At 70.3% G+C, this 24,085-nt stretch carries 21 protein-coding genes and 1 pseudogene; 12 read left to right on the top strand and 10 right to left on the bottom strand.

What is annotated here, in order from left to right; genetic code table 11:
• Nucleotides 1-16: 16 nt before the first annotated feature.
• From sbnB to AB0F56_RS02610, 4 genes are read right to left on the bottom strand one after another with little or no spacing between them, the layout of a single operon-like run.
• Nucleotides 17-1,123 (bottom strand): 2,3-diaminopropionate biosynthesis protein SbnB, encoded by a 1,107-nt coding sequence (gene sbnB, locus AB0F56_RS02625; protein WP_362003161.1) that lies wholly within the window; start codon nucleotides 1,121-1,123, stop codon nucleotides 17-19.
• Nucleotides 1,120-2,121: a TauD/TfdA family dioxygenase gene (locus tag AB0F56_RS02620; protein ID WP_362003159.1), complete on the bottom strand. Its 1,002-nt coding sequence runs from the start codon at nucleotides 2,119-2,121 to the stop codon at nucleotides 1,120-1,122. The genes sbnB and AB0F56_RS02620 overlap by 4 nt, the downstream gene beginning before the upstream one ends.
• Nucleotides 2,118-4,670, bottom strand: coding sequence for an amino acid adenylation domain-containing protein (locus AB0F56_RS02615; protein ID WP_362003158.1), 2,553 nt, complete (start codon nucleotides 4,668-4,670; stop codon nucleotides 2,118-2,120). Before AB0F56_RS02615 ends, AB0F56_RS02620 begins: the two co-directional genes overlap by 4 nt.
• On the bottom strand, nucleotides 4,667-7,243 hold the full coding sequence (locus AB0F56_RS02610; protein WP_362003156.1) for a Pls/PosA family non-ribosomal peptide synthetase: 2,577 nt from the start codon (nucleotides 7,241-7,243) through the stop codon (nucleotides 4,667-4,669). Before AB0F56_RS02610 ends, AB0F56_RS02615 begins: the two co-directional genes overlap by 4 nt.
• Before the next feature lie 207 nt (nucleotides 7,244-7,450).
• On the opposite strand from AB0F56_RS02610, the gene AB0F56_RS02605 reads away from it, so the two are divergent.
• Entirely contained in the window at nucleotides 7,451-8,962 is a 1,512-nt protein-coding gene (locus AB0F56_RS02605; protein WP_362003155.1) for a glutamate synthase subunit beta, read from the top strand.
• A gap of 77 nt (nucleotides 8,963-9,039) precedes the next feature.
• Here AB0F56_RS02605 and AB0F56_RS02600 read toward each other — a convergent pair whose 3' ends face one another.
• Nucleotides 9,040-9,423, bottom strand: a complete 384-nt coding sequence (locus AB0F56_RS02600) for a hypothetical protein (RefSeq protein WP_362003153.1) — start codon at nucleotides 9,421-9,423, stop codon at nucleotides 9,040-9,042.
• 332 nt (nucleotides 9,424-9,755) lie between these two features.
• Here AB0F56_RS02600 and AB0F56_RS02595 point away from each other — a divergent pair, with 332 nt between their 5' ends.
• The 5 genes from AB0F56_RS02595 to AB0F56_RS02575 all read left to right on the top strand — a co-directional run bounded on the left by AB0F56_RS02595 (nucleotide 9,756) and on the right by AB0F56_RS02575 (nucleotide 13,017).
• A complete protein-coding gene (locus tag AB0F56_RS02595) occupies nucleotides 9,756-10,157 on the top strand; it encodes an ATP-binding protein (RefSeq protein WP_362003151.1) in 402 nt (133 codons plus the stop codon).
• Between the two features lie 161 nt (nucleotides 10,158-10,318).
• On the top strand, nucleotides 10,319-10,888 hold the full coding sequence (sigK, locus tag AB0F56_RS02590) for an ECF RNA polymerase sigma factor SigK (RefSeq protein WP_362003149.1): 570 nt from the start codon (nucleotides 10,319-10,321) through the stop codon (nucleotides 10,886-10,888).
• Complete coding sequence (locus AB0F56_RS02585) at nucleotides 10,885-11,646, top strand: anti-sigma factor (RefSeq protein WP_362003147.1); 762 nt, start codon at nucleotides 10,885-10,887, stop codon at nucleotides 11,644-11,646. Before sigK ends, AB0F56_RS02585 begins: the two co-directional genes overlap by 4 nt.
• Nucleotides 11,643-12,173: an SRPBCC family protein gene (locus AB0F56_RS02580; RefSeq protein ID WP_362003145.1), complete on the top strand. Its 531-nt coding sequence runs from the start codon at nucleotides 11,643-11,645 to the stop codon at nucleotides 12,171-12,173. The genes AB0F56_RS02585 and AB0F56_RS02580 overlap by 4 nt, the downstream gene beginning before the upstream one ends.
• 337 nt (nucleotides 12,174-12,510) lie before the next feature.
• Nucleotides 12,511-13,017, top strand: a complete 507-nt coding sequence (locus AB0F56_RS02575) for a transglycosylase SLT domain-containing protein (protein WP_362003143.1) — start codon at nucleotides 12,511-12,513, stop codon at nucleotides 13,015-13,017.
• A 223-nt stretch (nucleotides 13,018-13,240) separates the two neighbouring features.
• Here AB0F56_RS02575 and AB0F56_RS02570 read toward each other — a convergent pair whose 3' ends face one another.
• The 4 genes from AB0F56_RS02570 to AB0F56_RS02555 form a co-directional block, all read right to left on the bottom strand.
• Nucleotides 13,241-14,092 (bottom strand): RNA polymerase sigma factor SigF, encoded by an 852-nt coding sequence (locus tag AB0F56_RS02570; RefSeq protein ID WP_362003141.1) that lies wholly within the window; start codon nucleotides 14,090-14,092, stop codon nucleotides 13,241-13,243.
• A gap of 350 nt (nucleotides 14,093-14,442) precedes the next feature.
• On the bottom strand, nucleotides 14,443-14,919 hold the full coding sequence (locus AB0F56_RS02565; protein ID WP_362003139.1) for an ATP-binding protein: 477 nt from the start codon (nucleotides 14,917-14,919) through the stop codon (nucleotides 14,443-14,445).
• A gap of 235 nt (nucleotides 14,920-15,154) precedes the next feature.
• On the bottom strand, nucleotides 15,155-15,316 hold the full coding sequence (locus AB0F56_RS02560) for a hydrophobic protein (protein ID WP_362003138.1): 162 nt from the start codon (nucleotides 15,314-15,316) through the stop codon (nucleotides 15,155-15,157).
• A 119-nt stretch (nucleotides 15,317-15,435) separates the two neighbouring features.
• Nucleotides 15,436-15,810: a PRC-barrel domain-containing protein gene (locus AB0F56_RS02555; protein ID WP_362003137.1), complete on the bottom strand. Its 375-nt coding sequence runs from the start codon at nucleotides 15,808-15,810 to the stop codon at nucleotides 15,436-15,438.
• 394 nt (nucleotides 15,811-16,204) lie between these two features.
• Here AB0F56_RS02555 and AB0F56_RS02550 point away from each other — a divergent pair, with 394 nt between their 5' ends.
• The 3 genes and pseudogenes from AB0F56_RS02550 to AB0F56_RS02540 form a co-directional block, all read left to right on the top strand.
• Nucleotides 16,205-16,564 (top strand): PRC-barrel domain containing protein, encoded by a 360-nt coding sequence (locus AB0F56_RS02550; RefSeq protein WP_362003135.1) that lies wholly within the window; start codon nucleotides 16,205-16,207, stop codon nucleotides 16,562-16,564.
• A 47-nt stretch (nucleotides 16,565-16,611) separates the two neighbouring features.
• Complete coding sequence (locus AB0F56_RS02545) at nucleotides 16,612-16,758, top strand: hypothetical protein (RefSeq protein ID WP_362003134.1); 147 nt, start codon at nucleotides 16,612-16,614, stop codon at nucleotides 16,756-16,758.
• A 534-nt stretch (nucleotides 16,759-17,292) separates the two neighbouring features.
• Nucleotides 17,293-17,682 (top strand): annotated as a pseudogene (locus tag AB0F56_RS02540) (formylglycine-generating enzyme family protein); the annotation flags it as partial.
• 236 nt (nucleotides 17,683-17,918) lie between these two features.
• Here the strand turns inward: AB0F56_RS02540 and AB0F56_RS02535 are convergent.
• Nucleotides 17,919-18,758 (bottom strand): DUF4394 domain-containing protein, encoded by an 840-nt coding sequence (locus AB0F56_RS02535; RefSeq protein ID WP_362003132.1) that lies wholly within the window; start codon nucleotides 18,756-18,758, stop codon nucleotides 17,919-17,921.
• 252 nt (nucleotides 18,759-19,010) lie between these two features.
• Here AB0F56_RS02535 and AB0F56_RS02530 point away from each other — a divergent pair, with 252 nt between their 5' ends.
• The 3 genes from AB0F56_RS02530 to AB0F56_RS02520 all read left to right on the top strand — a co-directional run bounded on the left by AB0F56_RS02530 (nucleotide 19,011) and on the right by AB0F56_RS02520 (nucleotide 24,081).
• Nucleotides 19,011-21,050 (top strand): hypothetical protein, encoded by a 2,040-nt coding sequence (locus AB0F56_RS02530; RefSeq protein ID WP_362003131.1) that lies wholly within the window; start codon nucleotides 19,011-19,013, stop codon nucleotides 21,048-21,050.
• 187 nt (nucleotides 21,051-21,237) lie between these two features.
• Nucleotides 21,238-22,755: a cryptochrome/photolyase family protein gene (locus tag AB0F56_RS02525; protein WP_362003130.1), complete on the top strand. Its 1,518-nt coding sequence runs from the start codon at nucleotides 21,238-21,240 to the stop codon at nucleotides 22,753-22,755.
• A gap of 81 nt (nucleotides 22,756-22,836) precedes the next feature.
• Nucleotides 22,837-24,081: an FAD-dependent oxidoreductase gene (locus AB0F56_RS02520; protein WP_362003129.1), complete on the top strand. Its 1,245-nt coding sequence runs from the start codon at nucleotides 22,837-22,839 to the stop codon at nucleotides 24,079-24,081.
• Nucleotides 24,082-24,085: the final 4 nt, after the last annotated feature.

Here is a 24,085-nt window from a genome sequence, read left to right as displayed (position 1 = left end):
ACTCGTCTGGCCCGTCTCATCCGTACCGGCTCAGCTCGTCGAAGAAGTCCTCGACGACGGCCAGTTCGCCGGAGCGCGCCAACTGGTCGTACACGTACTTGCCGACCATCAGGTCGAGGACGCCGAGCCCGAACGGCGAGAAGATCGCGGTACGGTCCGCCGGCACGGACACGCGGCCGGACATGACGTCGGCGAGCGTGCCGTGCACGAAGTCCCTGTTCCCCGTGAGCTGCTCGGTGAGATGGGGTGACGTCTGAGCGCGCAGGCAGTGGTCCGTGTCGTCGACGATGTTCGTGGCGGACAACAGGATCTGCGGATCGAGGTCGCGCAGGGAGACGTGGAGGACCACCGGGTGGTGGTCGAACCACGCGGGCACGGCGATGTGCGGTGTGCTCGCGACCGTGGCGATGATCACCAGATCGCTGTTACGGACCAGTTGTTCGGGGTCTCGGTGCACGGTGACCCGGCCCTCCGTGGCGGACTGCTCCAGGTAGAGCCGGAAGCCCGCGGCGCTGTCCGCGGAGCGGTCGTGGACCCCGATGTCGTCGAAGGACCAGCCGGTCCTTCGCAGGTAGGTGTGGATGTAGCGGGCGATCAGGCCCGCCCCGATGAATCCGACGCGGGAGGCCCGGGGGCGGCCCAGGCTGAGCCAGTTCGCGGCGGAGGCGGCGGACGCCGCCGTCCTCGCGGCGCTGATGACCGAGCTCTCCATGCAGGCGAAGGGGTAGCCGGTCACGGGATCGTTGAGGATGAGGACCGCCGATGCCCGTGGAATACCGGACCTGACGTTCGCCGGGAAGCTGGAGATCCACTTGAGCCCGTCGACCTGCGCGTCGCCGGACAAGGAGGCGGGCAGGGCGATGATGCGCGAGGCCGGGCGGTCGGGGAAGCGCAGGAAGGTCGAGGCGGGGTTGACCGTCCGGCCTTCGGCGTGCAGGTGATAGGCAGCCTCCACCACGTCCTTCACCGTCGCCTCCCTGCCGTCGAGGACCTGTTTGACCTGGCGCCCCGGGACGACCGCGAAGGGGGGAACCGCGGGGTCCTCGGTGGACCGGACGGGGTCCTCGGTGGACCTGACGGACAGCGGCTGGGCAGGGTCGGACAGGGGCTGGGTGACGGTCATGTCGCTGCACTCCTCAGCTGCGCGGCGGGCGACGCCTGCCGGTTGGGGTCGGCCATCGCCACCACCACCTGCCGGGGCCCCTCGTAGGGCTCCCTGCTGTGCGCGGTGCGGATGTTGTCGACGAGCATCAGGTCGCCTGCCTGCCACGGCCTGCGGACGGTATGGGCCTCGTAGACCTTGTTGACCTGCTCCACTGTCTCGGCGGCGACGCTGTCGCCGTTGCCGTAGTACGTGTTGAACGGCAGCCCGTCCGGGCCGTACTCCTCGACCAGGAAGTCACGTACCTCCCGGTCCATCGTCCACTGGTTCAGAAACGCGATCTGGTTGAACCAGCAGCGCCTTCCGGTGCCCGGATGCCGCACGACGGCCCTGCGGTGCTGCCGGGTGCGCAGTGACCCGTCCGGCTGCCATTCGGCCACGATGTCGCTGTCCCGGCAGTGGCGGTCGATGGCGTGGGTGTCGGTGGTGCCGAAGGCCTGGGTGAGGCTGGTGCCGATCTCCTCGTGGTACGCACGGGTGAGCAGCCAGCCCTCCCGCTCGAAGCGTTCCACGAGCTCGGAGGGCAGAGCGTCCAGTACCGCGGTGGCATCGGCGAGGGCGGTCGTTCCGCCCCTGGAGGGAGCCCGCAGGCACGCGAAGAGCAGGAGACCGGGGAACTGTCCCGCGTAGCTCAGCTCGTGGTGCATGCACATCGGCTGCCGGGGCGGCCAGGCCGCCGAGGAGTAGACGCCGTACGCGTGCTCCGTGCGGGCGGCGAAACCCTCGGCCTCACGGACCGGACGCACACCCAGTTGCCCGAGCACCGCTTCGACGTCGGAGACGCTGTGCAGACCGAGGCCGGTCACGACGGCGGCGCCGTGCTCAGCGACGACGGCGAACACCTCACCACGGTGCTCGGCCACCCAGGCCGCCGCTCCCGCGCCACCGGTCGAGCTCTCGATCTCGGGCAGGATCGTCGGCGCCGATGCCTGCTGTCGGTGGAAGAGTGCGGACCTCATGACGAATTCCTCTCTTCTGCAGGGGCGTTCGCCCCGGTGCGTGCGTCGATGAGCGCGGCCAGTTCCTCCAGTACCGGACGTGCCGTCAGGTCGCTTAGCGACACCACCCGGTCGAGCACGACGGCGAGGCGCACGGCGGTCAGGGACGTTCCTCCGAGGTCGAAGAAGCCGTCCCTCCGCCCGATCCCGGAGGCCGGTACGTCGAGCACCGCCGCCCACGCGTCGGCGAGTCGCTCCTCGGTCGCGGTGAAGGGAGCGTCGCCGGAGCCGTCACCGCGGCCGTCTTTGTGGCCGGACGCCTCAGCAAGCAAACCGAGCGCCTTGCGGTCGACCTTCCCGTTGGGTGTCAGCGGGAGCGCGTCTATCCAGTGGCACTCGGCCGGCACCATGTAGGCGGGCAGCAACTCCCCCAGCAGGTGGCGCAGGTGGTCGGAGTCGAGCGCCGGGTCGCCGGTGTGGAAGGCGATCAGTTGGCGCCCGTGTCCCTCCGCCCCGGTGACCACGACGGCGCCGTCGCGTACCTCCGGGACGCGCAACAGAGCGCTCTCGACATCGCCGATCTCGACCCGGAAGCCTCGGATCTTGACCTGCGCGTCCTGTCGGCCCAGGAACTCGAGCTTCCCGTCGGGCAGGAAGCGCCCGAAGTCCCCTCCCCGGTAGAGCCGCTCGCCGGGGCGCAGCGGATCGGCCCGGTAGCACTCGGCGGTGCGGTCGGCGTCGTTGACGTACCCCCGGCCCACGCAGACCCCGGAGAAGGCGATCGAGCCAGGGGCGCCGAGCGGGACGGGCATCAGCTGGGCGTCCATCACATAGACGCGTACGTTGGGGATCGGCCGCCCCAGGGAGATCCGTTCCCCCGGTGGCGCGGCTTCCATCACCTCGTGATGGGTGTCGTCGGACGTCTCGGTCAGCCCGTACGCGTTGACCAGGCGGCTCCCGGGCCTGACGCGGAACCACCGCCGCACCAGCTCCGCGCGGAGGGCCTCGCCGGTCGCGGAGACGCTTTCCAGGTCCGGCAGCCCTCGTGGCGTGCGTTCCAGTGCCGAGACCAGTACATCGAGGTACGACGGGACTACCTGGAGCACGTTCACCCGCTCCCGCGCGATCAGGTCGAGGAATCGGTGGACGTCCAGGACCGCCTCCTGCTCCACCAGCAGCGTCCGTCCGCCCACCAGGGGGCCGGCGAACAGCTGCCACAGCGAGATGTCGAAGCACTGCGACGCCGTCTGCGCCACGGCGGATCCCGGTCCGACGCGAAGGTCTTCGACCTTCGCCAGAAGGTGGTTGAGCAGGCCCGCGTGCTCGACCATCGCTCCCTTGGGCTCGCCGGTCGATCCCGACGTGAAGTAGATGTACGCGAGGGCGTCGGCCGGTACGGGGATGCCGAGGTCACGGCCGTCGCTCTCGCGCTCGGCGACGGAGGGCGCGTCGACGACGCGCGGGGCGGCCGACGACGCGAGTGCCGCCGCGAGGTGGCCGGAACTGCCGGGCTCGGTGAGGACGAAGCGGCACTCGGCGCGTCCCAGCATCGTGGCGATGCGTTCGGACGGGTAGTCCGGGCCGACGGGCACATAGGCGCCGCCCGCCTTGAAGGTCGCGAGGACGCAGGCCATCCAGTACAGGTCCCGCGGGAGCACCACTCCCACCGGGTCCTCGGGCCGCAGCCCCTGGGCCAGCAGGGCCCGTGCGAGGCGATTGGCACGGAGGTTCAGGTCTCGGTACGTCCACCGGCGTCCGCGATGCACCGCGACGACGGCGTCCGGGTGCCGGCGCGCCCGCTCCTCGAACAACTCGTGGAACCTCTTGTCCGGCAGGGGCCTTGCGGTTCCGGCGAGGCCGTCGACCTGGAACCGGATCTCCTCGGGGGACAGCAGGCAGTGGCGGTCGTGGCGCGAGTCCGGGTCGGCGAGGAGGCCTCGGAGTGCCGTGAGGTGGTAGCCCGCGATGCGCGCCGCGGCGTCGCCGTCGAGCGCGTCCGTACGGAAGCACAGGCTCAGGGCCTGTCCGTCGGCGTCCTCGCGCACCGTGACGCAGAGGACCGCGTCGTCGGGCAGGACCGGCCCGTGCCCGTCCGGGTCGAACACGGCCTCGGGGCGGTCCGCGCGGCCCGCGCGGCCGGTGTCGGACGCTTCGGGGCGGGGGCGCCAAGCCCCTTCCCCGTCGCAGGCCCCTCCCCCGTCGCAAGCCCCTTCCTCGCCGCCGAGCAGTTCCTCCGCACGTACGGCGTCCCCGACGAGGTCGCGCCACGTGCCCGGTGCGACGGACACCCGGCAGGCCACGGCCCGTCCCGGCTCCACCAGACGGGCAGTCGTCACCACCGGATCCCCGGAGAGGGCGGCGAGGACCTTGGCGTGCGCCGCCAGGTGGAGCGTCGAGACCCGCACGCCCAGCTCTCGGGCACGCGTCCGCAAGCCGGTCGTCATGGCGTCCGGGAGGGCGATCGTGTGCTCGGCCGAGCCCGGCACCGGTGCCGTGGTCCACCGGGGAACCTCGGTCCATCCCGTCGTGGACTGCGTGCCGTCGGGCAGCGCGTCGCGTGTGACCGTCATCGGAATCCGCCTCCGTCGGCGCCGTCGTCATGGAGTTCCACGGGTCGGGCGGGGTTCCCCGTCCACCGGCTGTCGTCGGGCACCGTCTCGCCCTTCATCAGGAAGCAGTCGGCCTCCAGCACGGCACGCGCGCCGACCTCGACTCCGTAGTGGACGAAGGCACCGACGCCCAGCGTGCTGCCCGGGCCGAGCGTGCTCGGTTCGGACTTGAAGGCGCCGTCCTCCTGCGAGTGGCACTGGACGACGCTCCCCGCGTTGAGCGTGCAGCCGTCGCCGATCGTCACCATGGACCGCTCGGGCAGGCCGCAGCCGTCGTCGAAGACGTTCGTGCCGATCCGGACCCGCAGCATCCGCCAGACGACGCTCTTGAACGGCGTGCCGTTCAGCACCTGCAGATACGCCTCCGACGGGACCTTCCAGTACCGTTCGCGCCGCCAGAACCGAACGTCGTAGATCGAGCAGAACAGCGGCCCGAGCGGGGCGAAGAAGGTCACGATCCGCTCGACCAGCACGTAGTAGAGGATCGTGAACGGGAGCAGAACGCCATTGGCCAGGGCCAGCGCCCACATCCCCATGGCCCCGTACAGGTCCGCCGCGCCGGCGAAGAGCACGGTGACGAAGAAGAGGTAGAGCCAGGCGATGGCCAGATACCAGACCATGGTCATGGCGTTGTGCCGGTTCTTCGCCGCGAGCCGGCGACGCAGCTCCTCCCCGTCGCGGACGTCGTCGAACGTGCTGTCGCGGAGCACCGAACGCGGGATCTCGAAGCTGGGGGAACCGAGGAGACCGACGTTCTCCCGGATCTCCCCGTCCACCGGGACCATGACCTTGGTGGCCAGGAGGCAGTTGTCGCCGGTCCTGCCACGCGCGGGATAGGCGATCTTGTTGCCGAGGAAGTTGCGGGCACCGATCCGGGTCGGTGACAGGCGGAACGAGGTGCTGGAGTAGTCCGCGTTCATGAGCGAGAGGCCGTCGGCGACCATCGTGCCCCTGCCCACATGGCTCATCAGCGGGCTTTCGTGCTTCACGACCGTGCCGAAGTTCGACCCGGTCTGCTCCACGTGGGACAGGTCGTATCCGACCCACCGCAGGTAGTGCACGATGGCCGTGCTGTCGCCGAAGAGCCGTGTCAGGCTCTTCCGGTTGGTGAGCACCGTCGACAGGCGGTGCAGCGTGTGGTGGAGGCCGAAGAGCGGGTACACACGGCCCGGGACCACGATCCGGCCGACCAGGCGGGACACGGTGGCCAGGAGCAGCAGGGCGAGCGGTATCGCGCCGAAGAACACGAGGGCCGTCGCCGCGAGCAGGTCCGTGTAGAAGGCCCCGTCGGTGAGGGCCGCAGGCCCGGGTTCCCGTACGACCGCCAGCTGCGGGACCTTGGAGAGCAGGACGTCCACCCCGCCGACGGCCAGCGGCGCGACGAACAACACGGCGAACAGGATCTGACCGACGGCGTGGGAAGCACGCCGTACGCGGCCGCAGCGCGTGTCCTCGACCCCTCGGAAGTCGGTGTCGGCGGGCTGGGCGGGCGACCCGTGCCAGCGCTCGCCGTCGGGAACGCTCTGGCCGGCGTGGAGCGACGACGCATGGCCGAGCTGGGCACCGTCGCCCATCGACGTCCGGATGTCCAGAACCGCCGACTCGCTGACGAGAACGCGCCGGCCGAGGGAGACGGGGCCGGTCTCGATCACGGCGTCGCGGGCGCTGTAGCAGTTGATCAGTGTGTCCTTGCGGACGATCGTGTGGTCACCGATGGACAGCAGGTCGGTGCAGACGGGAACGCTGCGGGACAGGACGGTGACGCCCCGGCCCAGGTGCGCGCCGAGCGCCCGCAGGTAGAGCGAGTACAGCGGCGACCCCACCGAAAGCACCAGCGGATTCACCCGCACCAGCGTCTTGACCAGCCAGAACCGCAGGTAGCCGAGGCTCCAGACACGGATCCGCCGCGGCTGCCAGCGCCCGATGAGCAGCCACTTCGCCGCGATGGGCAGGGTGCACAGGATCAGGAGCACGGCCGCACCGAACACCACGGACCTCAGGTAGTCGTCGATCAGACCGCTGCCGGCCGATATCCACTCGTATCCGCGCGTGACGACGACGGCGAGGAGAAGGGCGTAGCCGAGGTAGCTCAGCAGTTGCAGCAGTCCGCAGAGGACAGGTCGCGGTCGGCCGAGGCGGCTGGTGGGCGCGCTGGGCACGCCGGGGGTCTCGGGCAGCACGTCGGAGGGCGCCTCGCGCGTCGCCCCCGGAGGGGAGGAGGGCCGTGTGTCGGCCGGTTCCGCCAGGGCGGCGCCGAGTCCGCGGATCGTCGGATGCTGGTAGACCTCCTTCATGGACACCGGCCGCAGTCCTGGCTGCTTCCGAACGCGCGCGCAAAAATGTGCCATGAGCAGCGAGTCCGCTCCCAGGTCATGGAAGAAGTCACTGTCCGGGGGTACGGATTCCAGCCCTGCGACCTCCGAGAACAGGCGGGTGAGGAGCTCCTCCACGGCGGCCGTGTCGAGCTGATCGGTGCGCGCCGGGGCCACGGCGACGGGGGCTGTCGCCGTCGTGTCGAGCTGCTTGCCTCTCATGAGGTCTCCCTGGACGGTGTCCGGTGTCGTACAAGTGATTCGTTGCCGAGGCCGGCAGGTATGAGCGGATGCCGAGACTTCTCGGCATCCGCTCATCCGTCCGTTCCGTTCCGCGGACCGATCCGCTGCGCGGACCGGGTCGGTCCCCCGGACGTACGATGAAGGCCACGGACACCGGCATTCCCGATCAGCCGTGTCGAGGGCACCATGACCGACCCCTTCGGCTTCCTCCACATACCCCGGCGACCCGCCCCCTCCAGACCCCCCGACGAACGCGTCGGGGACTGGCACGAGGTGTACACGGGCCAGCCGCTGCTGACGGTGGTCTCCGCCCAGGCGCGGCGGTGCATGGACTGCGGCGTGCCCTTCTGCCACGGTGGCTGCCCGCTCGGCAACCTCATCCCGGAGTGGAACGTGTACGCCGCCCACGGCGACTGGGCCACCGCCTCCGAACGGCTCCACGCCACCAACAACTTCCCCGAGTTCACCGGCCGGCTCTGTCCCGCTCCCTGCGAGGACGCGTGTGTGCTCGCCCTCACCGGCGAACCGGTGACGATCAAGAACATCGAGCAGGCGATCGCCGATCAGGCGTGGGCGCGCGGCTTCGTGCGTCCCCTGCGGCCGCCCCGGCCCTCCGGTCATTCGGTCGCCGTCGTGGGGTCGGGGCCGGCGGGACTCGCGGCGGCGCAGCAACTCACCCGCGCGGGGCACGCGGTGACGGTGTACGAACGGGCCGACCGTGTCGGTGGGCTTCTTCGTTACGGCATCCCCGACTTCAAGATGTCCAAGGACCGACTGGACTCCAGGATCGCCCAGTTGGAGGAGGAAGGGACGCGATTCCGCCCTGGTGTCGATGTCGGCCATGACGTCGACGCGGTCCGGCTGAGGGCTGACCACGGCGCTGTGATCGTCGCCACCGGAGCGACGGAACCGCGTGACATCGACTGCCCCGGGCGCGAGTTGGGAGGCATCCACCACGCCATGGAGTACCTCACGGCCGCCAACCGCTCCGCCGGGCCCTCCCCCGTACCCGTACCCTCGGTGCTCTCCGCGCGAGGCAAGGATGTCGTGATCGTCGGCGGCGGCGACACGGGCTCCGACTGTCTGGGCACCGCGCTGCGCCAGGACGCGTCGTCCGTCGTCCAGATGGACATCAACCCGCTGCCCGACAAAGGCCGTACGGCCGACGAGCCATGGCCGCTCGTCCATCCGAGGGTCTACCGGATGTCCCACGCCCACGAGGAGGCGTGCACCCGCGACGGCGCCGACCCCAGGTCCTTCTCCTCCGTCACCGTTCGCTTCGACGGTGACGGGTCGGGACAGGTCGTGGCCGTGGTGCTGAACGAGGTCGAACCCAGGACCAGACGCCCCCGCCCCGGTACGACCCGCGTCCTTCCGGCCCAACTGGTGCTGCTCGCGCTCGGCTTCCGCGGCCCTCGCCACCATCCGGATCTGACCGGCCCCCTTGGTCTCGCGACCGACCCCGGGGGAACCTTCGCACGCACCCCGGACTTCGCCGCGCTCTCGTCATCGGCGACGACACCGGAAGCGGAGGAATCCGCCGGCGTCTTCGTCGCCGGTGACGCCGGCCGCGGTCCGTCCCTCGTCGTCTGGGCCATCGCGGAGGGCAGAGCGGCCGCGGCCGCGGCGGACCGTTACCTCCGTGGCGCCACCGAGCTGCCGGCCCCCATCCGGGCCACGGACCGTCCCCTGGCGTGACCCATCACTCGGCGCCTCTCCCGGGCGGCGGTGAGGACCAGGCCCGGGGGCCTGGTCCTCAGTGGCAGGAGTTCGGGTCAGCGGTGATGGCAGTCCCAGTGGCCCTTCACCCAGTGGTGCTCCCAGTGGGCCGGGATGTAGACCCACTTGTACTGGTGCTCGATGCTCCAGTAGGCCTTGTGCCAGTTGCCGTGCTTGTCGTGATGGCCCTTGTGCCACGTCTTGTGGTGGGTCCACTTCTTCTCCCAGTGGCCCTTCACCCACTTCTTCTCCCAGTGCCCCTTTTTCCACTCGCACCGGTCGTGACGTTCGTGATGGTCACCGGCCACGACGGTCGAGACGGATGTGGGCGCGGGTGCCGCGGTGGCCGTCCCGGACATGCCGAGCGCGGCACCGCCGGCCAGCAGTCCCGCCGCCGCGGCGCTCGCCACCAGACGACGGGCACGTATGGACGCGGTCATCGGACGCACCTCCCTCGCTTGATCGACATCGTTGAGCACGTCGAGATGGCTCGGACGGCGGCCAGGACGACCGGAGAAACCGGTCGGCCGGGCGAATCCGACGGCCGACTCGCCGTGCGGGGTCACCAGGGATTCGGAACCGGACCACCGCCGGATGAGAAATCGGCGGGAATCCCGCACGACGTGAGCGTCCTGTCGTCGCCGATCACTCATCCGGGCTCCGTACGGCTACGAATCCCTCACACAGCAGGATTCGCCCCCAGGGAGCGGTCATGACCACCACCGCACCACCGCCAGCACCCTCAGCACCCTCAGCACCCTCAGCACCCACCATGACGCGACACGTCGTGGCCCTGCCCTGCGCCCTGCGCAGCCCGGCTGTCGCCCGTCGCATCGCGGCCCGATGGCTGGAGGCGGCCGCATACGCCCGTACGGCCGACGCCGTCCTGATCGTGTCCGAACTCGTCACCAACGCGGTCCGCCACACCCGCGGCCCCTGTGAGCTGACCCTGACCTCGCACGACAGCTCCCTGGACATCGCGGTCACCGACCACAGCGAGGAGATCCCCGATCTCCACCGGCATCCGGGCGGCGACGGGCGAGGCGGCTTCGGCCTGGAGATCGTGCGCCGCCTGGGGGGATCCATCAGGGTGGTCCCCCGTCTGGGCGGCAAGACCGTGCATGTCGCACTCCAGGTCCATGCGTCGGCACACGACCGGCGGGGGCCACCGTGAAGCCTCGTCCGCCCCACGCCGACCTCACCCGAGCGGCGCGGCCACGCGACACGACCCCGTCGCAGACGGCAGAGTCGGTCGGAGCGAGCCGCCCCGGGCAGGTCGGCTCGGCCTGCGTCACTCCGGCGACCGACCACCAGAGGCATGATGGGGAGCGACCATTGCCGCACGCAGCATCCGCATCGGACGCCGACGTCGACACGCTCCTGCTCCGAGCGGCGGACGGTGACCGGGACGCGTTCGCGGGCGTGTACGACGCACTGGCCAAGTCGGTGATGGGGCTCGCATGCCGGATCCTGCGGGACGCGGCCCAGGCCGAAGAGGTGACGCAGGACGTCATGATCGAGGTGTGGCGTACGGCCGAGCGATTCGATCCCGGCCGCGGTACGGCCAAGGCATGGGTACTCACCCTCGCTCATCGGCGGGCCGTGGACCGGGTGCGGAGCGTCCGGGCCAGCACAGACCGGGAAAAGCTGGCCGGAATGCTGTCGGCGGACAGGGAGTTCGACCACGTCGCCGAGACCGTCGAGGGCCATGACGAACGGCGCCGGGTCCATCGCTGCGTGGCGGCCCTGGCCCGCCTCCAGCGGGTGCCGCTGGTACTCGCCTACTACCAGGGCATGACCTACCTGGAGGTCGCCCGCTCCCTCTCCACCCCCGAGGGAACGGTGAAGTCCCGCATGCGCAACGGCCTCAAGCAGCTGCGCGCCTGTTTGGAGGCCGGCTCATGACAACGCCGGAGGATCCGCACCTCAACGCCGCGGCGTACGCTCTGCACGCCCTCCCGCCCGTGGAGGCAGCCGCTTTCGAGAAGCACCTCGCCGGCTGCGAGGCCTGCCGCCGGGACGTCGCCGAGTTCGAGGAGACCGCCGCCCGCCTCGTCGTCTCCGACACGGCCCCGGTCCCCGAGGAGCTGCGCGCACGGGTGATGGAGCTGGTCTCCCACACCCCCCAGGACCGCCCGCATCACATCACCCGGCCCCATGCCAAGGCCCGCGGCCAACGCGCACTGCGCCTCGCACTCGCCGCGAGCCTCGCGGCGGCGGCCGCGCTCGGCTCGATCGCCGTCTGGCAGCACTCGGAGGCCGAGGACGCGCGCGCCCGCGCGGACCGAGCCCAGCAGCAGGCCCGCACGGCGAGCGCCGCCTTCGCGGAGGTCCTCACCGCCCCGGACGCCACCGTGCACACCGGCACGCTGGCCGACGGAGCCGATGCGGCGGTCGTCGTCTCCCGCCAACAGGCGCAGGCCGCGTTCACCGCCCGCGACCTCCCGGCACTACCGAGCGACAAGGTCTACGAACTCTGGTACGCCGCCGAGGCAGGCGACCTCCGCCCCGCGGGCCTCCTGGACAACACCGGCGACCGAGCGACCCGAATCCTCGACGGCCCCCTGGGCAACGCGGTAGCCGTAGGCATCACGGTCGAACCCGCGGGCGGCTCCACCCAACCCACGACCGAGCCCCTCGGCATCATCCCCATCAGCTCATGACCGCCCGTTCACTCAGGAACCTGGAGGGCTCCGCTGTGAAGTACACCGTCTCGATCGAGATCGCCCTGCCGCGGGAAGAGGTGGTCCAGCTGCTCGCCGACCCGGCACACCTGCCGAAGTGGCTGCGGGGCCTGGTGCTGCACGAACCGCTGAGTGGGGTGCACGGGCAGGTCGGGACCAAGTCGCGGGTCGTGATGCAGATGGGGCAGCAGAAGTTCGAGGGCACCGAGACGATCACACGCAGGGAACCGGCGGACCTGCACGGGATCCCGAAGGGGAGCGTCGTTCACTTCGACCGCGAGATCGTCGGCAAGGGCATGTGGAGCGCCGTGCGCGACCGGGTGACCGAGGCCGGTCCGGAGAAGACGCTCTGGATGAGCGAGAACGAGTACCGGTTCAGCGGCGTGCTGATGCGGCTGGTGGGGCTTCTGATGCCCGCCACCTTCCGCAAGCAGTCGCTGCAGCACATGGAGGACTTCAAGGCGTTCGCCGAGCAGGGAAAGGACGTCCGCGAAGCGACGGGCTGACCTGGATCCGACTTCGACCCGTCGCCTACCTCCGCTACCTCCGCAACCTCGGGGTCACCATCACGGAGGAGGGGCCCGGGGCCGCACCCGCGCGTACCTTCCACAGCTCGCTGCCGTGCGGCAGGTGCAACTTTCGCCACTCGAACCCTGGAAACAAGTCCCGGAATCCGCGGTGCCAGGGCCGGAACACTGGAGAGAGAAGGGCGCACCAAGCCCCGGCCGGGGCCGCTCAGCGGCCCGCCGGGCTCTGCAGACGGTGCGCACCCCTGCCCCCTTCAGCGGCGTCGCGCCGCCGCGCGCGGCCGCTCTGCCCCGCTGTCCCGGAAGGATCCTCTCCGTGAAGCCGTTCAGTACCCGTTCCACCACTGTCCGTAATCGCCTGACCCGCAAGATCGCCACGCTGGGCCTGGTCGCCGCAGGCGCTGTCACCGCTGTCGCGGTGCCGGGAACCGCGCACGCAGAGGCCCAGGCCCCGGTCCGGCCCGCCGCTCAGGTCCCCTCTGCGGTCGGCCTTTCCGGTGGCCTGGACAGCTGGATCGCCCAGGCTCGCGCCATCCTGGCCGCGCACGGCGACAAGGTTCCCTCCGCGGCCGCCATCAAGGCCCGCGCGCTCACCGAGTCCTCCGGCAACCCCCGGGCCGAGAACCACTGGGACGCGAACCAGGCCCAGTACGGCGGCACGTACGGGCTGCTGCAGACCATCCGCCCGACGTTCGCCGCGTACGCGCTGCCGGGCCACACCAACATCCTCAACCCGGTCGACTCGATCATTTCCGGCGTCCGCTACGCCAACGCCCGCTACGGCTCCTTCGAGACCATCGCCCACACCAAGGCCGGCTACTGACCGCCTACCGGGCCGTGCGGTGGTTTCCGGATGTCCGCCCATCTCCTCCGCAGGTCAAGGCAGCCAGAAGGTCACGCCGGAGGGGCCCGCGGGGCGGCGGCAACAGGGGCGAGAGGCGCCCCGCAGGGACTGCGGCCCAGGTGCGTGCGGTAGGCGACCGAAGAGGGCGTGACCGCCCCGGTACGGTCCGCGGGGTGCGGAACAGTACTGGCGGCTGTCCGTATCAGCCGGTTGCGAGCAGGCCCTCGCGCAAGCGCTTCACAGTGCGCGCGAGGAGGCGGGAGACGTGCATCTGGGAGCAGCCCAGGTGTTCCCCGATCTGGGCCTGGGTGAGTTCTTCGACGAACCTCAGGTGGAGGATCTGCCGGTCGCGCTCGTCGAGGTCGGCGATCAGCGGGGCCAGGGCGTGGAAGTCCTCCACCAGCTCCATGGCGGGGTCCTCGCTGCCGATGAAATCGGCCAAGCAGGCCTCACTGTCCTCGTTCTCGCCGCTCAGTGCGGCGTCGAGCGACGAGGAGTTGTAGCCGTTGGAGGCCAGCCGGGCCTCGGTGACCTCTTCCTCCGTGAGGCTCATCAGCTCGGCGAGTTCCGAGGCCGTCGGTGTCCGGCCCAGGCGCGTGCTCAGCTCCTCGGTCGCCTTCGCCAGTTCCACCCGGGCCTCCTGCAGGCGGCGGGGTACGTGCACCGCCCAGGAGGTGTCTCGGAAGAACCTCTTGATCTCCCCGACGATGTAGGGCACGGCGAACGTGGTGAACTCGACCTCCCGCGAGAGCTCGAAGCGGTCGATCGCCTTGATCAGTCCGATCATGCCGACCTGGACGATGTCCTCCATCTCGTCGCCGCGATGACGGAACCGTCCCGCCGCGTAGCGCACCAGACTCATGTTCATCTCGATGAGGGTGTTGCGCGCGTACTGGTACTCGTGCGTCCCCTCCTCCAACACCGTGAGTTCCTGGAAGAAGACCTTCGACAAAGCCCGCGCGTCCTTCGGCGCGACCGCCAACGCGTCCGGGATCACCGGCAGCGTTCCCGTTCCGGCCTCAATTCCCTTGGCCGACATCGTGGTGAGCGTCACGCCATTCCCCTTTCACGTGTGTCCCGAGCCGAAAGTCGTGGCTCCGTGTCAGGTCGCCTACCCGGAGCGGCGCAGTGCACACGGCCGAATCTGTCGAGAGCCTTCCCGAGGGGTGTTCAGAAGCCTTCCCCGTGCCGCCTGTCGGGGCCGTCGGCCACCGAAAGCCCGCCTCCGGCAAGGGTCGTTGGGCAGAGGGCAGCAAGAGAGAAGATGCAGTACCAGGTCGTTCCAATCAGTCACGGACGAGAAGTGCCTGCACGTGACCGCGCCACGACGCGTCGTCCTATGGCAGAGCCCGTCAGGGGCCGGCGAGCCGTAGTGCCCATCCGCTGCGCAAAGCTCGGGGTACGTCAGTGCGGTCGCCGGTCCGCCGGGGTCGCCGTGTCGGCGTACTCCCGCAGGAGGGAGAGACGCGCCCGGACCCGCTTCCCCTCCGGGTGCGGCTCCACGCTCAGGCTCTCGCAGACGGCGACGACGATCTCGACGCCGTGCTGCCCGATCCGGCCGGGATCGTGTCCGAGGGGCACGGGAGCGGCCACCTCACGGTCGAACACCGAGATCTCCAGCGTGTCCTGGAGCAGCTCCAGGACCAGTCGGCAGGGGCCGACCGCGTGCCGGACCGCGTTCGTGACGAGCTCGCTGACCACCAACTGCGCGAGCTCGACACGCTCGTCGGCCACCGGTTCACGCCGCACGCACGGGACCGCCGCTAGGAAGTCGGCCGTGAAGGCGCGCGCGGAGGCGATCGCACCGCCGCCAGAGGCGTTGTCGTAGACGACACTCGCGGACAACAAGGAGTCCCGTGCCGCGGTCATCGCATCCGTCATGGCGCTGGTACTCCCCTCGTCCGGTGGGTGCGCAGGGCACCTCGTACATCGCTTTTCCCCTCTTCATGGTTTCCACACCGCCCGAAGGGATCACACCGGGACGTCAACGATGTCCTCGAACCGCGTCACGCGCCTGCTCGACGTCGGCGATCTCGTGCACGCTCCGAACTGGGAGTGCCGGGCTCGTTCATGTGGGAGGGATCGGTCCACACCGCCGGTGGACGACCGGGGCCGACTACCAGCGGTACCAGCGACCCGTGCCTCCCTTGGGCCGGGCCACGAAGCCCAGCAGCCACAGGACGAGGACGAGGACGGCGATCCACCAGAGCGCCTTGGCCGCGAAGCCGAGGCCGAAGAGCAGCAGGACGAGCAGGAGAACAAGGAGCAGGGGAATCATGCGTATCTACCTCCTGAAGGACGGTGGTGAAGGAGCCGAACAGACGGGTACGAGGTGTACGCGTGAGGGGGAGCCTCGCCCCGTCGGAAGTGGCGTTGGAGGAGCAGGGCCACCGCTTGTCAGATGGCACCGGTGCCGCCCGAGAAGGGTCCTCCGGTGCGGTAGTGCTGGGCGATCTCCTCGCGGTACTGCCGGTCCGCCAGGTGCTTGTCGGAGACGAACTCGGGGGCGTCCTTCACCTGTTCCTTGGACAGGGCGAGGTGGATCGTGTGGTCCTCGAGGTCCACACGGGTCACCGCGCTCGCCGGGATCAGCGCCTCCTTGCCGAAGATCCAGGGGCCCGTGTCGACGACCAGATAGGCGTCGTCCACCTCGTCGGAGTGTTTGTCGACCTTGCCGATGTGCCCGTCGGACGCCTCGACCCGCCACCCGATGAGGTCGATGCCCGCCAGGTGGCCGGACTCCGTGCTGTAGGCCCAGATGCGATCGGTCATCACTGTCACTCCTCTGTCGCTTTACGTCGTGTCTGTCACGGCGTCGAACGCGCGGGCCACCTCAGATCAGGTCACGCCGGTCATCGGTGCGCCGTGGGGCTCCGCGGGCGGAACGACCAACCGGCGGCGGCGAAGGACGCTCGTGTGCACGGCGGTTCCGTTGGTCCTTCCCGAACGGGTTGGACAGCGTCCGCGTACCCGGTCCCCCGGGGATCATTCGGCTCGCACCGAGCACGGGCCCGGCCGCACCAACACGAAGCCGCGCATGCCGCATCGCCGCGGACAGTTTCGCGATCCGGCGGATCCGGATGGTGTGGGACGGCTGCGACGGGCAACACGGAGTGACAGATCACGAAGCCCGTTGCCCCTCGCCCCCGGCGGAAGGAACACACCCATGGCGTACGACATCTGGACCTACAGGGAGACCGCGGCCCCTGCGGCGCATCTCGACCTGACCGGGTACAGGGTCGAGGCCTTGGACGGTTTCGCGGGCACCGTCGACACGCACGAGCCCACGGCCGGCCGCGCCCATGTCGTCGTGGACACGGATCCCTGGATCCCCGGCAGACGCGTCATCGTTCCGGCCGGGGTCGTGACCACGGTCGACCCCGACGCGGAGAGGCTCGACATCGGCTGCACCAAGCAGCAGATCGCGGACGCCCCGCCGTTCGAACGCGGACCCGACCGCGACCTGGACGACGACGAGCCGCACCGGATGGGGCTCGTCGACTACTACCTGGCGTTCTTCCGATAGGCGATCCTCGCAGCAACGTCCCGCCCTTGCGACCCAAGGAGAATCCCATGAGCGCACTCCTGACCCGTATCAAGCGATTCGCACACAGCCCGCAGGGCCGTAGCGCGGTGGCGTCCGTCCGCCGGGCCGCCGCCGACCCTCGCAGGCGCACCCAGATGCAGCGCCTCCTCACCAAGCTGCGTGGTCACCGCTGACGGCCACTCACCCGGCCCGGCAGGGCCGGTGGATCGACGCCCCGCGCGGCATACGGCGCGGGGCGTCGAGTGGCAGGCTGGTGCCAGTGGAGAACGACACTCTGGGCCCCCCGTAACCAACGGCCACCGTCATCTGCAGGGCTTCCGGCATCCCGCGTATCTCGCCGAGGCTCTCGACCAGACCAGACCGGCCCGGTCGGTCTACACACCGTTTGTCGGCACGCCTTAGTTGGCCTGGCCGTCTGCTCGAGCGTCCTCACGGGGATGTCCCAGCAGGCCGAGCGCGGTCCAAACAGTGACGCACAACGTCATCCAGGCGATGAACGCACCGCCGCCGTACAGCACGGCGCCGGCTACTTGGGTTCCTGTCAAGCGAGACAGAACAATAGCTCTCGACAGATCGTCGGAGAGCCTAGCGAAGGCTGTTCACCGTCGCGACCACATGGGGTCCATCGGGGCCAATCGTCCGAGCGTGCGGATCCTGAAACGGCTCTGACGGCAGTTCCGTGAAGCGCCGGTGATCGTCAGGTCGGCGGCCAGGACATCGAATGGGACGTGACGGCCGACGGGTACCGGCTGCCGACCGAAGCGGAGTGGGAGCACGCCTGCAGGGCCGGTACGGCGGGGCCGCGCTATGGCCCCCTTGACGAGATCGCCTGGCATCGCGGCAACTCGGCCGAGACCTTCCATGAGGTGGGAGGCAAGCATCCGAACCTCTGGGGCTTCCATGACATGCTCGGCAACGTGTGGGAGTGGTGCTGGGACGTCTACGACGCCGAGGTCTACGGCACCTACCGAGTTCTGCGAGGCGGCGGCTGGTTCGACGAGCGCTGGAGCTGCCGGGCTTCTGTAAGGCGCCGCAGTCACCCCACGTTTCGGGTCGACGACGTCGGATTCCGCATCGCACGTTCCGTAGTGCGCTGATCCACAACGCCGCCTGAAGACCGCGCCGCCTTATGTAGGCAGCCCCTCAGCGAGGCAACAGATGAGAGAGGGCGGCAGCATGCCTTGCCAGCCCAGAAGTCGGGTCTCCGGCGTTCCCGGTTCGAGGCGCACCTCGAGGCCGGGGACACAAGTGTGCTGCCAGCCGGCATCGGACACTTGTGCCCGCGGTGAGGTGGAGGCGGGCTGTGTGGGCCCGCCTCCATTGTCTGTGCTGGTCAGTGCTGGTTGAGGGGGAGGGCGACGTCGACGACCTGGCGACCGGCCGGGAAGTCACCGACCAGGGTGGCCTTGCCGGTGAGGACATTGACCTTGTAGAAGCGCTGCTTGCCGCCGGTGGACAGGGTCGCGTAGCCGCGGTTCGAGCCGTCGGAGGCCTGGTAGTAGATGTCGAACCCGGCGGACGGGCCGGTGTTCACGCCGAGGTTGCCGGTGGGTGCCAGGGTGCCGGCGTTGGCCGGGGACTGCAGCGAGACGCGGTCGTTGGTGGTGTCGATGTCGAACAGCGTGGTCGCGGTCGCCGCGTCGAGGTCGTTGCTCGTGTATCCGGCAGCGGTGACGCCGAGTGCCGTCGACGGCGGCATCGTCGGGTTGGTGAGTGTGCCGTCGACGGTGGTGGTCTTCGGGGCGGCGGGATCGTCGATGTTGTGACGCAGGTTCTGCCCGGTGTCGCTGATCACGCGCAGGCGGTTGGCGGCAGGGTTGAAGTCGACACCGAAGTACCGGCCCTGGAGCGCCACGGTCAGCTGCGAGACCTTGACGGCCTTGGCATCGCTGGTGAGCGTGTAGACGCCGCCCTTGTCGCCGACGCCGTAGAGCTTGCCGTTCTGGACGCGGAAGTCGATCCCCACCAGCTTGCCGTCGCCCCCGAGGCCGGAGACCTTCCCCCGCGACCAGGTGTCGGTCGGGTCTGCGGCGTCGAAACCGACCAGGCGCTGGTCCGCGGTCAGACCCACACTGAACAGACCGTGCCCAGCAGCACGGCCCTCCGGCCCGAACGGATCGCCGCCCTCCGCGGTCGCCGCAGCCAGGCCCGGGGAGAGCACAGAGACAGCCATCGCGGCAGCGGCGACAGAGGTGGCGGCGATTCGACGAGTACGCACAAGAGGACTCCGATCGGTTTTGCGAGCCTCCACCGTGAGGCACGTCTGCGCCTCCTTCGGCGCCCCGCAGAGTGCGGATTGCGAGCTCGGCGCGACCACCCCCCCAACGGCCGCATTAGTCCTATCGCCACGCCCACCTGCAAACCAATCACCGCCCTGGCCGCCCGCCCGGGGTGACCCGTCCGAGGGTCGTCTCGTTGGGCAGTCATGTTGACTGGCATCTTCCACGCCATCGGAATATCCACCGCCGGGACCACAGGACCCAAGCGCCCTCCCCTGGACGACGCCGAGGCCGCGCTCGTCGAGCAGTATCCGCGGCTCGTACGGCTCGCCTATCTGATCCTCACGCCCGAACTGGGAAGACACCGGCGCCTGCTCGTCGCGCACTCCCTCGTGCAGAAGTCCCTCTCAGGTGCGGGACGTACGCGCTCGGGGCCGACAGTTCCGGCCCCGCGTGGCGAGTCGGGCGAAGCCTTCCTCTGGCTGCGGGGGCACGTCGTGTCCGCCGCGCTCCGCGCCCCCGGGCGCTCCCGACGGTTCCCCGCGTGGCCCACGCTTCCGGCAGTCCTTGGGCTGCGACTGTTCCCCAAGGCCGGTGGCGACGACGAGCCCGCGCTGGACCGTGCGCTGGCCGGTGTGACCCCCGCGGTACGGGCCGCCTTCGTGCTGCTGCTCCTCGAAGGCCTGGCACCCCAGGCCACCGCATACCTGCTGGCGGGCGCCGGTGTCGCGGACCCGGACAAGGCCCTTGTCTCCGCCGATCGGCTCCGGGCCTCCTTCGGCCGGGAAGCCGAATCGCTTCTTCAGGGAGTCGAGTTCGACCCCTGCACGGTGCAGGCTCGCCCTACGGACCTGCTGCGCCGTCGGCGACGGACACGGCTCACCGGGCTCACGGTGGCTCTGGCCCTCCTTGCCACCGCCGGGGCCGTGGTCGTGAAGGGCAGCAGCCAGTGGGACGACCGGCCGCCTGCCGTCGCCGTCCCCACCCCGGCTTCCGCTGAGGCCTTCGTTCGTGCCTCCGAAGCACGGCATCTGGTGCGGGTGCCCGGGGAGCGGTGGGCCGATACCGCTCGCGTCGACTTCTCGGCGTGGCCCGCGCGTGGTGCCCGGACCGGTGACACGGCTCTCCTGACCCGCACCCTCCGAACCTGGTTCCGGGAGGCGGGGGTTGGCGGGACACGGGCGGCGAGCGGCAGCCAGGTCGCGGTCGCGGTCACACCGGGAACTCCGAGAACCCCGCCCTTGACGCCGGCGCAGCTGCTCTTCGCCGACACCGTCGAGAACTCGGCCGTGGTGCTCCTGCACGACGGCCACCGGATCATTCGCTACACCGAACCGCTCGCGGGCGGAGGACCGGCCGCCCTCGAACTGGCGCGGACGGACGACGCGGACGTCACGACGGGCACGGCCGTCGTCGTGAGCAGTACGGACGAGATGGTCCGATTTCTCGTCGCGCCTTGGATCGAAGAGATCGGGGTACGGGACCTTCTTCGCCGCGACGCCACCGCGGCGCCCTTGGGCGTGTCCGACTTCGGCGTCACCGATCCCGTGTCCCGGATGCCGACCGGCTGTGGCAGCGCGCCCGTTCTTGAGCTGCGCAGTTCCACGCGGATCGTCGAGGATCACTCCTTCCTCCTGACGGAGCTCGGGGAGCTGACACCCGTACACCTGACGTGGACTCCTCCCCCGGGCGCCGGAGCTCCGGCGCGTCAACCCCGCGAAGCGACCTCTCCGGCCGGGCTGGCCGCCTGGCGACGGTCGGTCTGTTCGCTGCCCGCCTTGCGCGGAACCGGGGTACGGGCGGTGAACCGCTGGGAGTTCGCCCAGCAGAGCCTCCCCGAGCAGCGTGGCCGGGCGACCTGGACGTGTCTCCGAGCGGAGAACTGGGAGGGCCGTGGCCGCGTCGCGGTGGCTATGGAGGAGCCGTCGGGAGCGAGGCATGCGGTTCCTGGCCCCTCACCCGTGCCGGCGGACACCGCCGCGTGCAGCAGGTTCGGCCAGCACGTGCTCGCCGGCACATACTGGGTGGCGCCTTCCGGAGCGCGCCACTACCTGGCAGCCGGTAGCCGCCGACTGACCTCGGTCACCGCCGGCGGGGCCGTCTCCGCGACGGCACGGGGACCGCTCCTGGCCGTACGCGCAACCACGAACGGCCCGGTGACGTTGACCGGAACAGTGCCCGGCTCCGGCGAGCTCCGTGGATGGGGCGGGACGGGCTCGGGGGACGGCGGCCGACTCCGGAGGTGAGCACGAGGGCCGACCTCTGAGGTGAGCAGTGAGTCACGGGGCCGCACCACCCCCTCTGTCGCCCTCATGGGCCGAAGCCAGAGGCGCCAACGCTCCGCGCGAGGGGAACGCATCCGAAGTACGCCCGCCTGCCGAAGGTGGAGGTGAGCGCAAGACGCGCCACGAGGCAGAAGCGGATCGAGACCGCATGACAGGTACAGGTACTGGTAGTGGTAGGCACTGGCTCTTCGGCGACCAGCTGGGCCCGGCCTTCCTCGCGGCGGACGGTGACCGTCCCTCACGTGACGTCCCCGTGGTGATGATCGAGTCGCGTGGCGTCTTCCGCCGTCGGCGCTTCCACCGGGCGAAGGCCCACCTGGTCCTCTCGGCGATGCGGCACCGTGCCTCCGAACTGGGCGACCGCGTGACGTACGTGCGGGCAGACAGCTACCGGGAAGGGCTGCGGCGGGCCGTGGGCGACGGACGGGTGACCGTGCACCACCCCACGTCCCGGGCGGCGCTCGCCCTCGTACGATCCCTGGACAACGTCACCGTCCTCCCGCCGCGCGGCTTTCTTGTGCGTCAGGAGGACTTCTCCGTCTGGGCACACGGGCAGCGGGGGCTCCGGATGGAGGCCTTCTACCGGCACGTCCGACGCGATCACGACCTCCTGATGGACGACGGGGGACCGGCGGGCGGCACGTGGAACCTCGACCACGAGAACCGAGAGCCGCCCCCCAAGGGTGCGCGGACGCTGGGAACCACGGCTCCGTATCGGCCCCGGGAGGACTCCGTCGACGAGGAGGTCCGCCGTGACCTGGACCGCTGGGAACGCGACGGGGATGTCGCCTTCGTCGGCCGCGACGGGCCGCGGCTGTTCCCCGCGGACCGCCGGGAAGCACGTGCCGCGCTGCGCGGATTCCTCCGGCACCGCCTGCCCGGCTTCGGCGCGCACGAGGACGCGATGCTCGCCGACGACGACACCATGAGCCACAGCCTGCTGTCCTCCTCCCTGAACCTCGGCCTGCTCGACCCTGCCGAGTGCGTGGAGGGCGCGGAGGCCGCGTGGCGAGCGGGCGAGGCACCGTTGAACTCGGTCGAGGGCTTCGTCCGACAGATCGCCGGCTGGCGCGAGTACGTCTGGCAGCTGTACTGGCACGTCGGCGAGGACTACAGAGCGTCGAACGTGCTCGGCCACACCGCGCCCCTGCCCGACTGGTGGAACGAACTCGACGCGGATTCCGTGTCGGCCCGCTGCCTGACGACGGTGCTGCGCCAGGTCAGGGACACCGGATGGACCCATCACATTCCGCGGCTGATGGTGCTGGGAAGCTACGCGCTTCAGCGCGGCTGGGATCCCGCCGCCGTGACCGACTGGTTCCACCGCTGCTTCGTCGACGGATACGACTGGGTGATGCTGCCCAACGTCGTGGGCATGTCGCAGTACGCGGACGGCGGCCGCATGACGACGAAGCCCTACACGTCCGGCGGTGCCTACATCGACCGCATGAGCGACCTGTGCGGCCCCTGCGCGTACCGCCCGGACCGGAGAGTCGGGGCGGACGCCTGCCCGTTCACGGCCGGCTACTGGAGCTTCCTGCACCGCCATCGCGACTTGCTCGAACACAACGCCCGGATCTCCAGGTCGGTCCACGGACTCGACCGGCTCAAGGACCTGTCGGCCCTCCTTGAGCAGGAGCGAGCACGAGGCGAGGAACCGCCGTGAGCCGGCCGGGACTGCGGTCCTGCCCTGGTCGCGGTGACATGCGGGTCAAGGCCACGTACGAGGAACGAGGATGAGGACGCCATGCGGAAGACGGACAGCGGGCGGTACGACGTAGTGGTCGTCGGCGCGGGGGCAGCGGGGCTCGCCTGCGCAGGCGACCTGGGCGCGGCGGGCCTGCGGGTCCGCCTGCTCGAAGCGGACGACACGGTGGGCGGGCGGATGCGTACGGACCACGTGGCCGGCTTCACGCTCGACCGAGGCTTTCAGGTTTTCAACACCTCCTATCCGCAGGTCAAGCGGCGTATCGACTTGAAGGCGCTCCGCTTGCGGCCGTTCACCCAGGGTGTACTGGTGCACACCCATGAGGGGTTCCGTCGGTTCACCGACCCGACCCGACGGCCCAGAGAGAGCCGTGATCTTCTGCCCGGCCGGCTCGTGTCCGGCCGTGATCTGCTCGCCCTCTGCGCGCTGTCGGCCCGCGACGCACTCGCGCCGGCATCCGTGCTGCGGCGTGGCCCCGACGGCAGCACACTCACCGCCCTGGCCGAGGCCGGCGTGTCACCCCAGTTGGTGGAGACCTTCTTCCGGCCCTTCCTCTCCGGCGTCTTCCTGGAGGACGAGCTGGAGACGTCCGCCCGCTTCTTCCACCTGGTGTGGCGGAGCATGCTGCGCGGCACTCTCTGCCTTCCGGCAGAAGGGATCGGGGCGGTTCCCTCGCAGCTCGCCTCCCGGCTGCCCGCACACGTGCTGCGGACCGGCAGCCCTGTCGGGGCCGTGACGCCGGAGGGGGTCACCCTCGCGGGCGGCGGCGAGGTGGCAGCCCGCGCGGTCGTCGTCGCGACCGGCCAGCGGACGGCGGGCGAACTGCTCCCGGGACTTCGGGTGCCCGAGGGCCGTACCGTGACCACGTTCTACCACGCGACGGCCAAGGCTCCGCTGGCCGAGCCCGTACTCGTCGTCGACGCGCGGCGCAGGTTCCTCAACACGTGTGTCCTCAGCGCCGTCCATCCCCGCTTCTCGACCGACGGCCGGGCACTGGTGTCCACCTCGGTGCTCGGCTCCCCCGGCCCGACCGAGACAGCGGCTGTCCTGCGCGCCCTCGCCGAGGTGTACGACACGGACACGACGGAGTGGGAACTCGTCCACCGGGTCACCGTCCCCGACGCCCTGCCGGCCATGCCCGGTCCAGCACCCCTCTCAAGAAGAACTCGCTTCGGGCCGGGCCGGTACGTGTGTGGCGACCACCGAGCCACCAGCTCACTGCAGGGAGCGCTGGCTTCGGGGGCACGCGCGGCCCGCGAGGTGCTCCAGGACCTGGATTCCTGAACTG

The sequence above is a fragment of the Streptomyces sp. NPDC026092 genome (assembly GCF_040638605.1).
Lineage (GTDB): Bacteria > Actinomycetota > Actinomycetes > Streptomycetales > Streptomycetaceae > Streptomyces.
The sequence above is the reverse complement of the archived record's forward strand: the minus strand, read 5'-3'. Positions and strand labels throughout refer to the sequence as shown.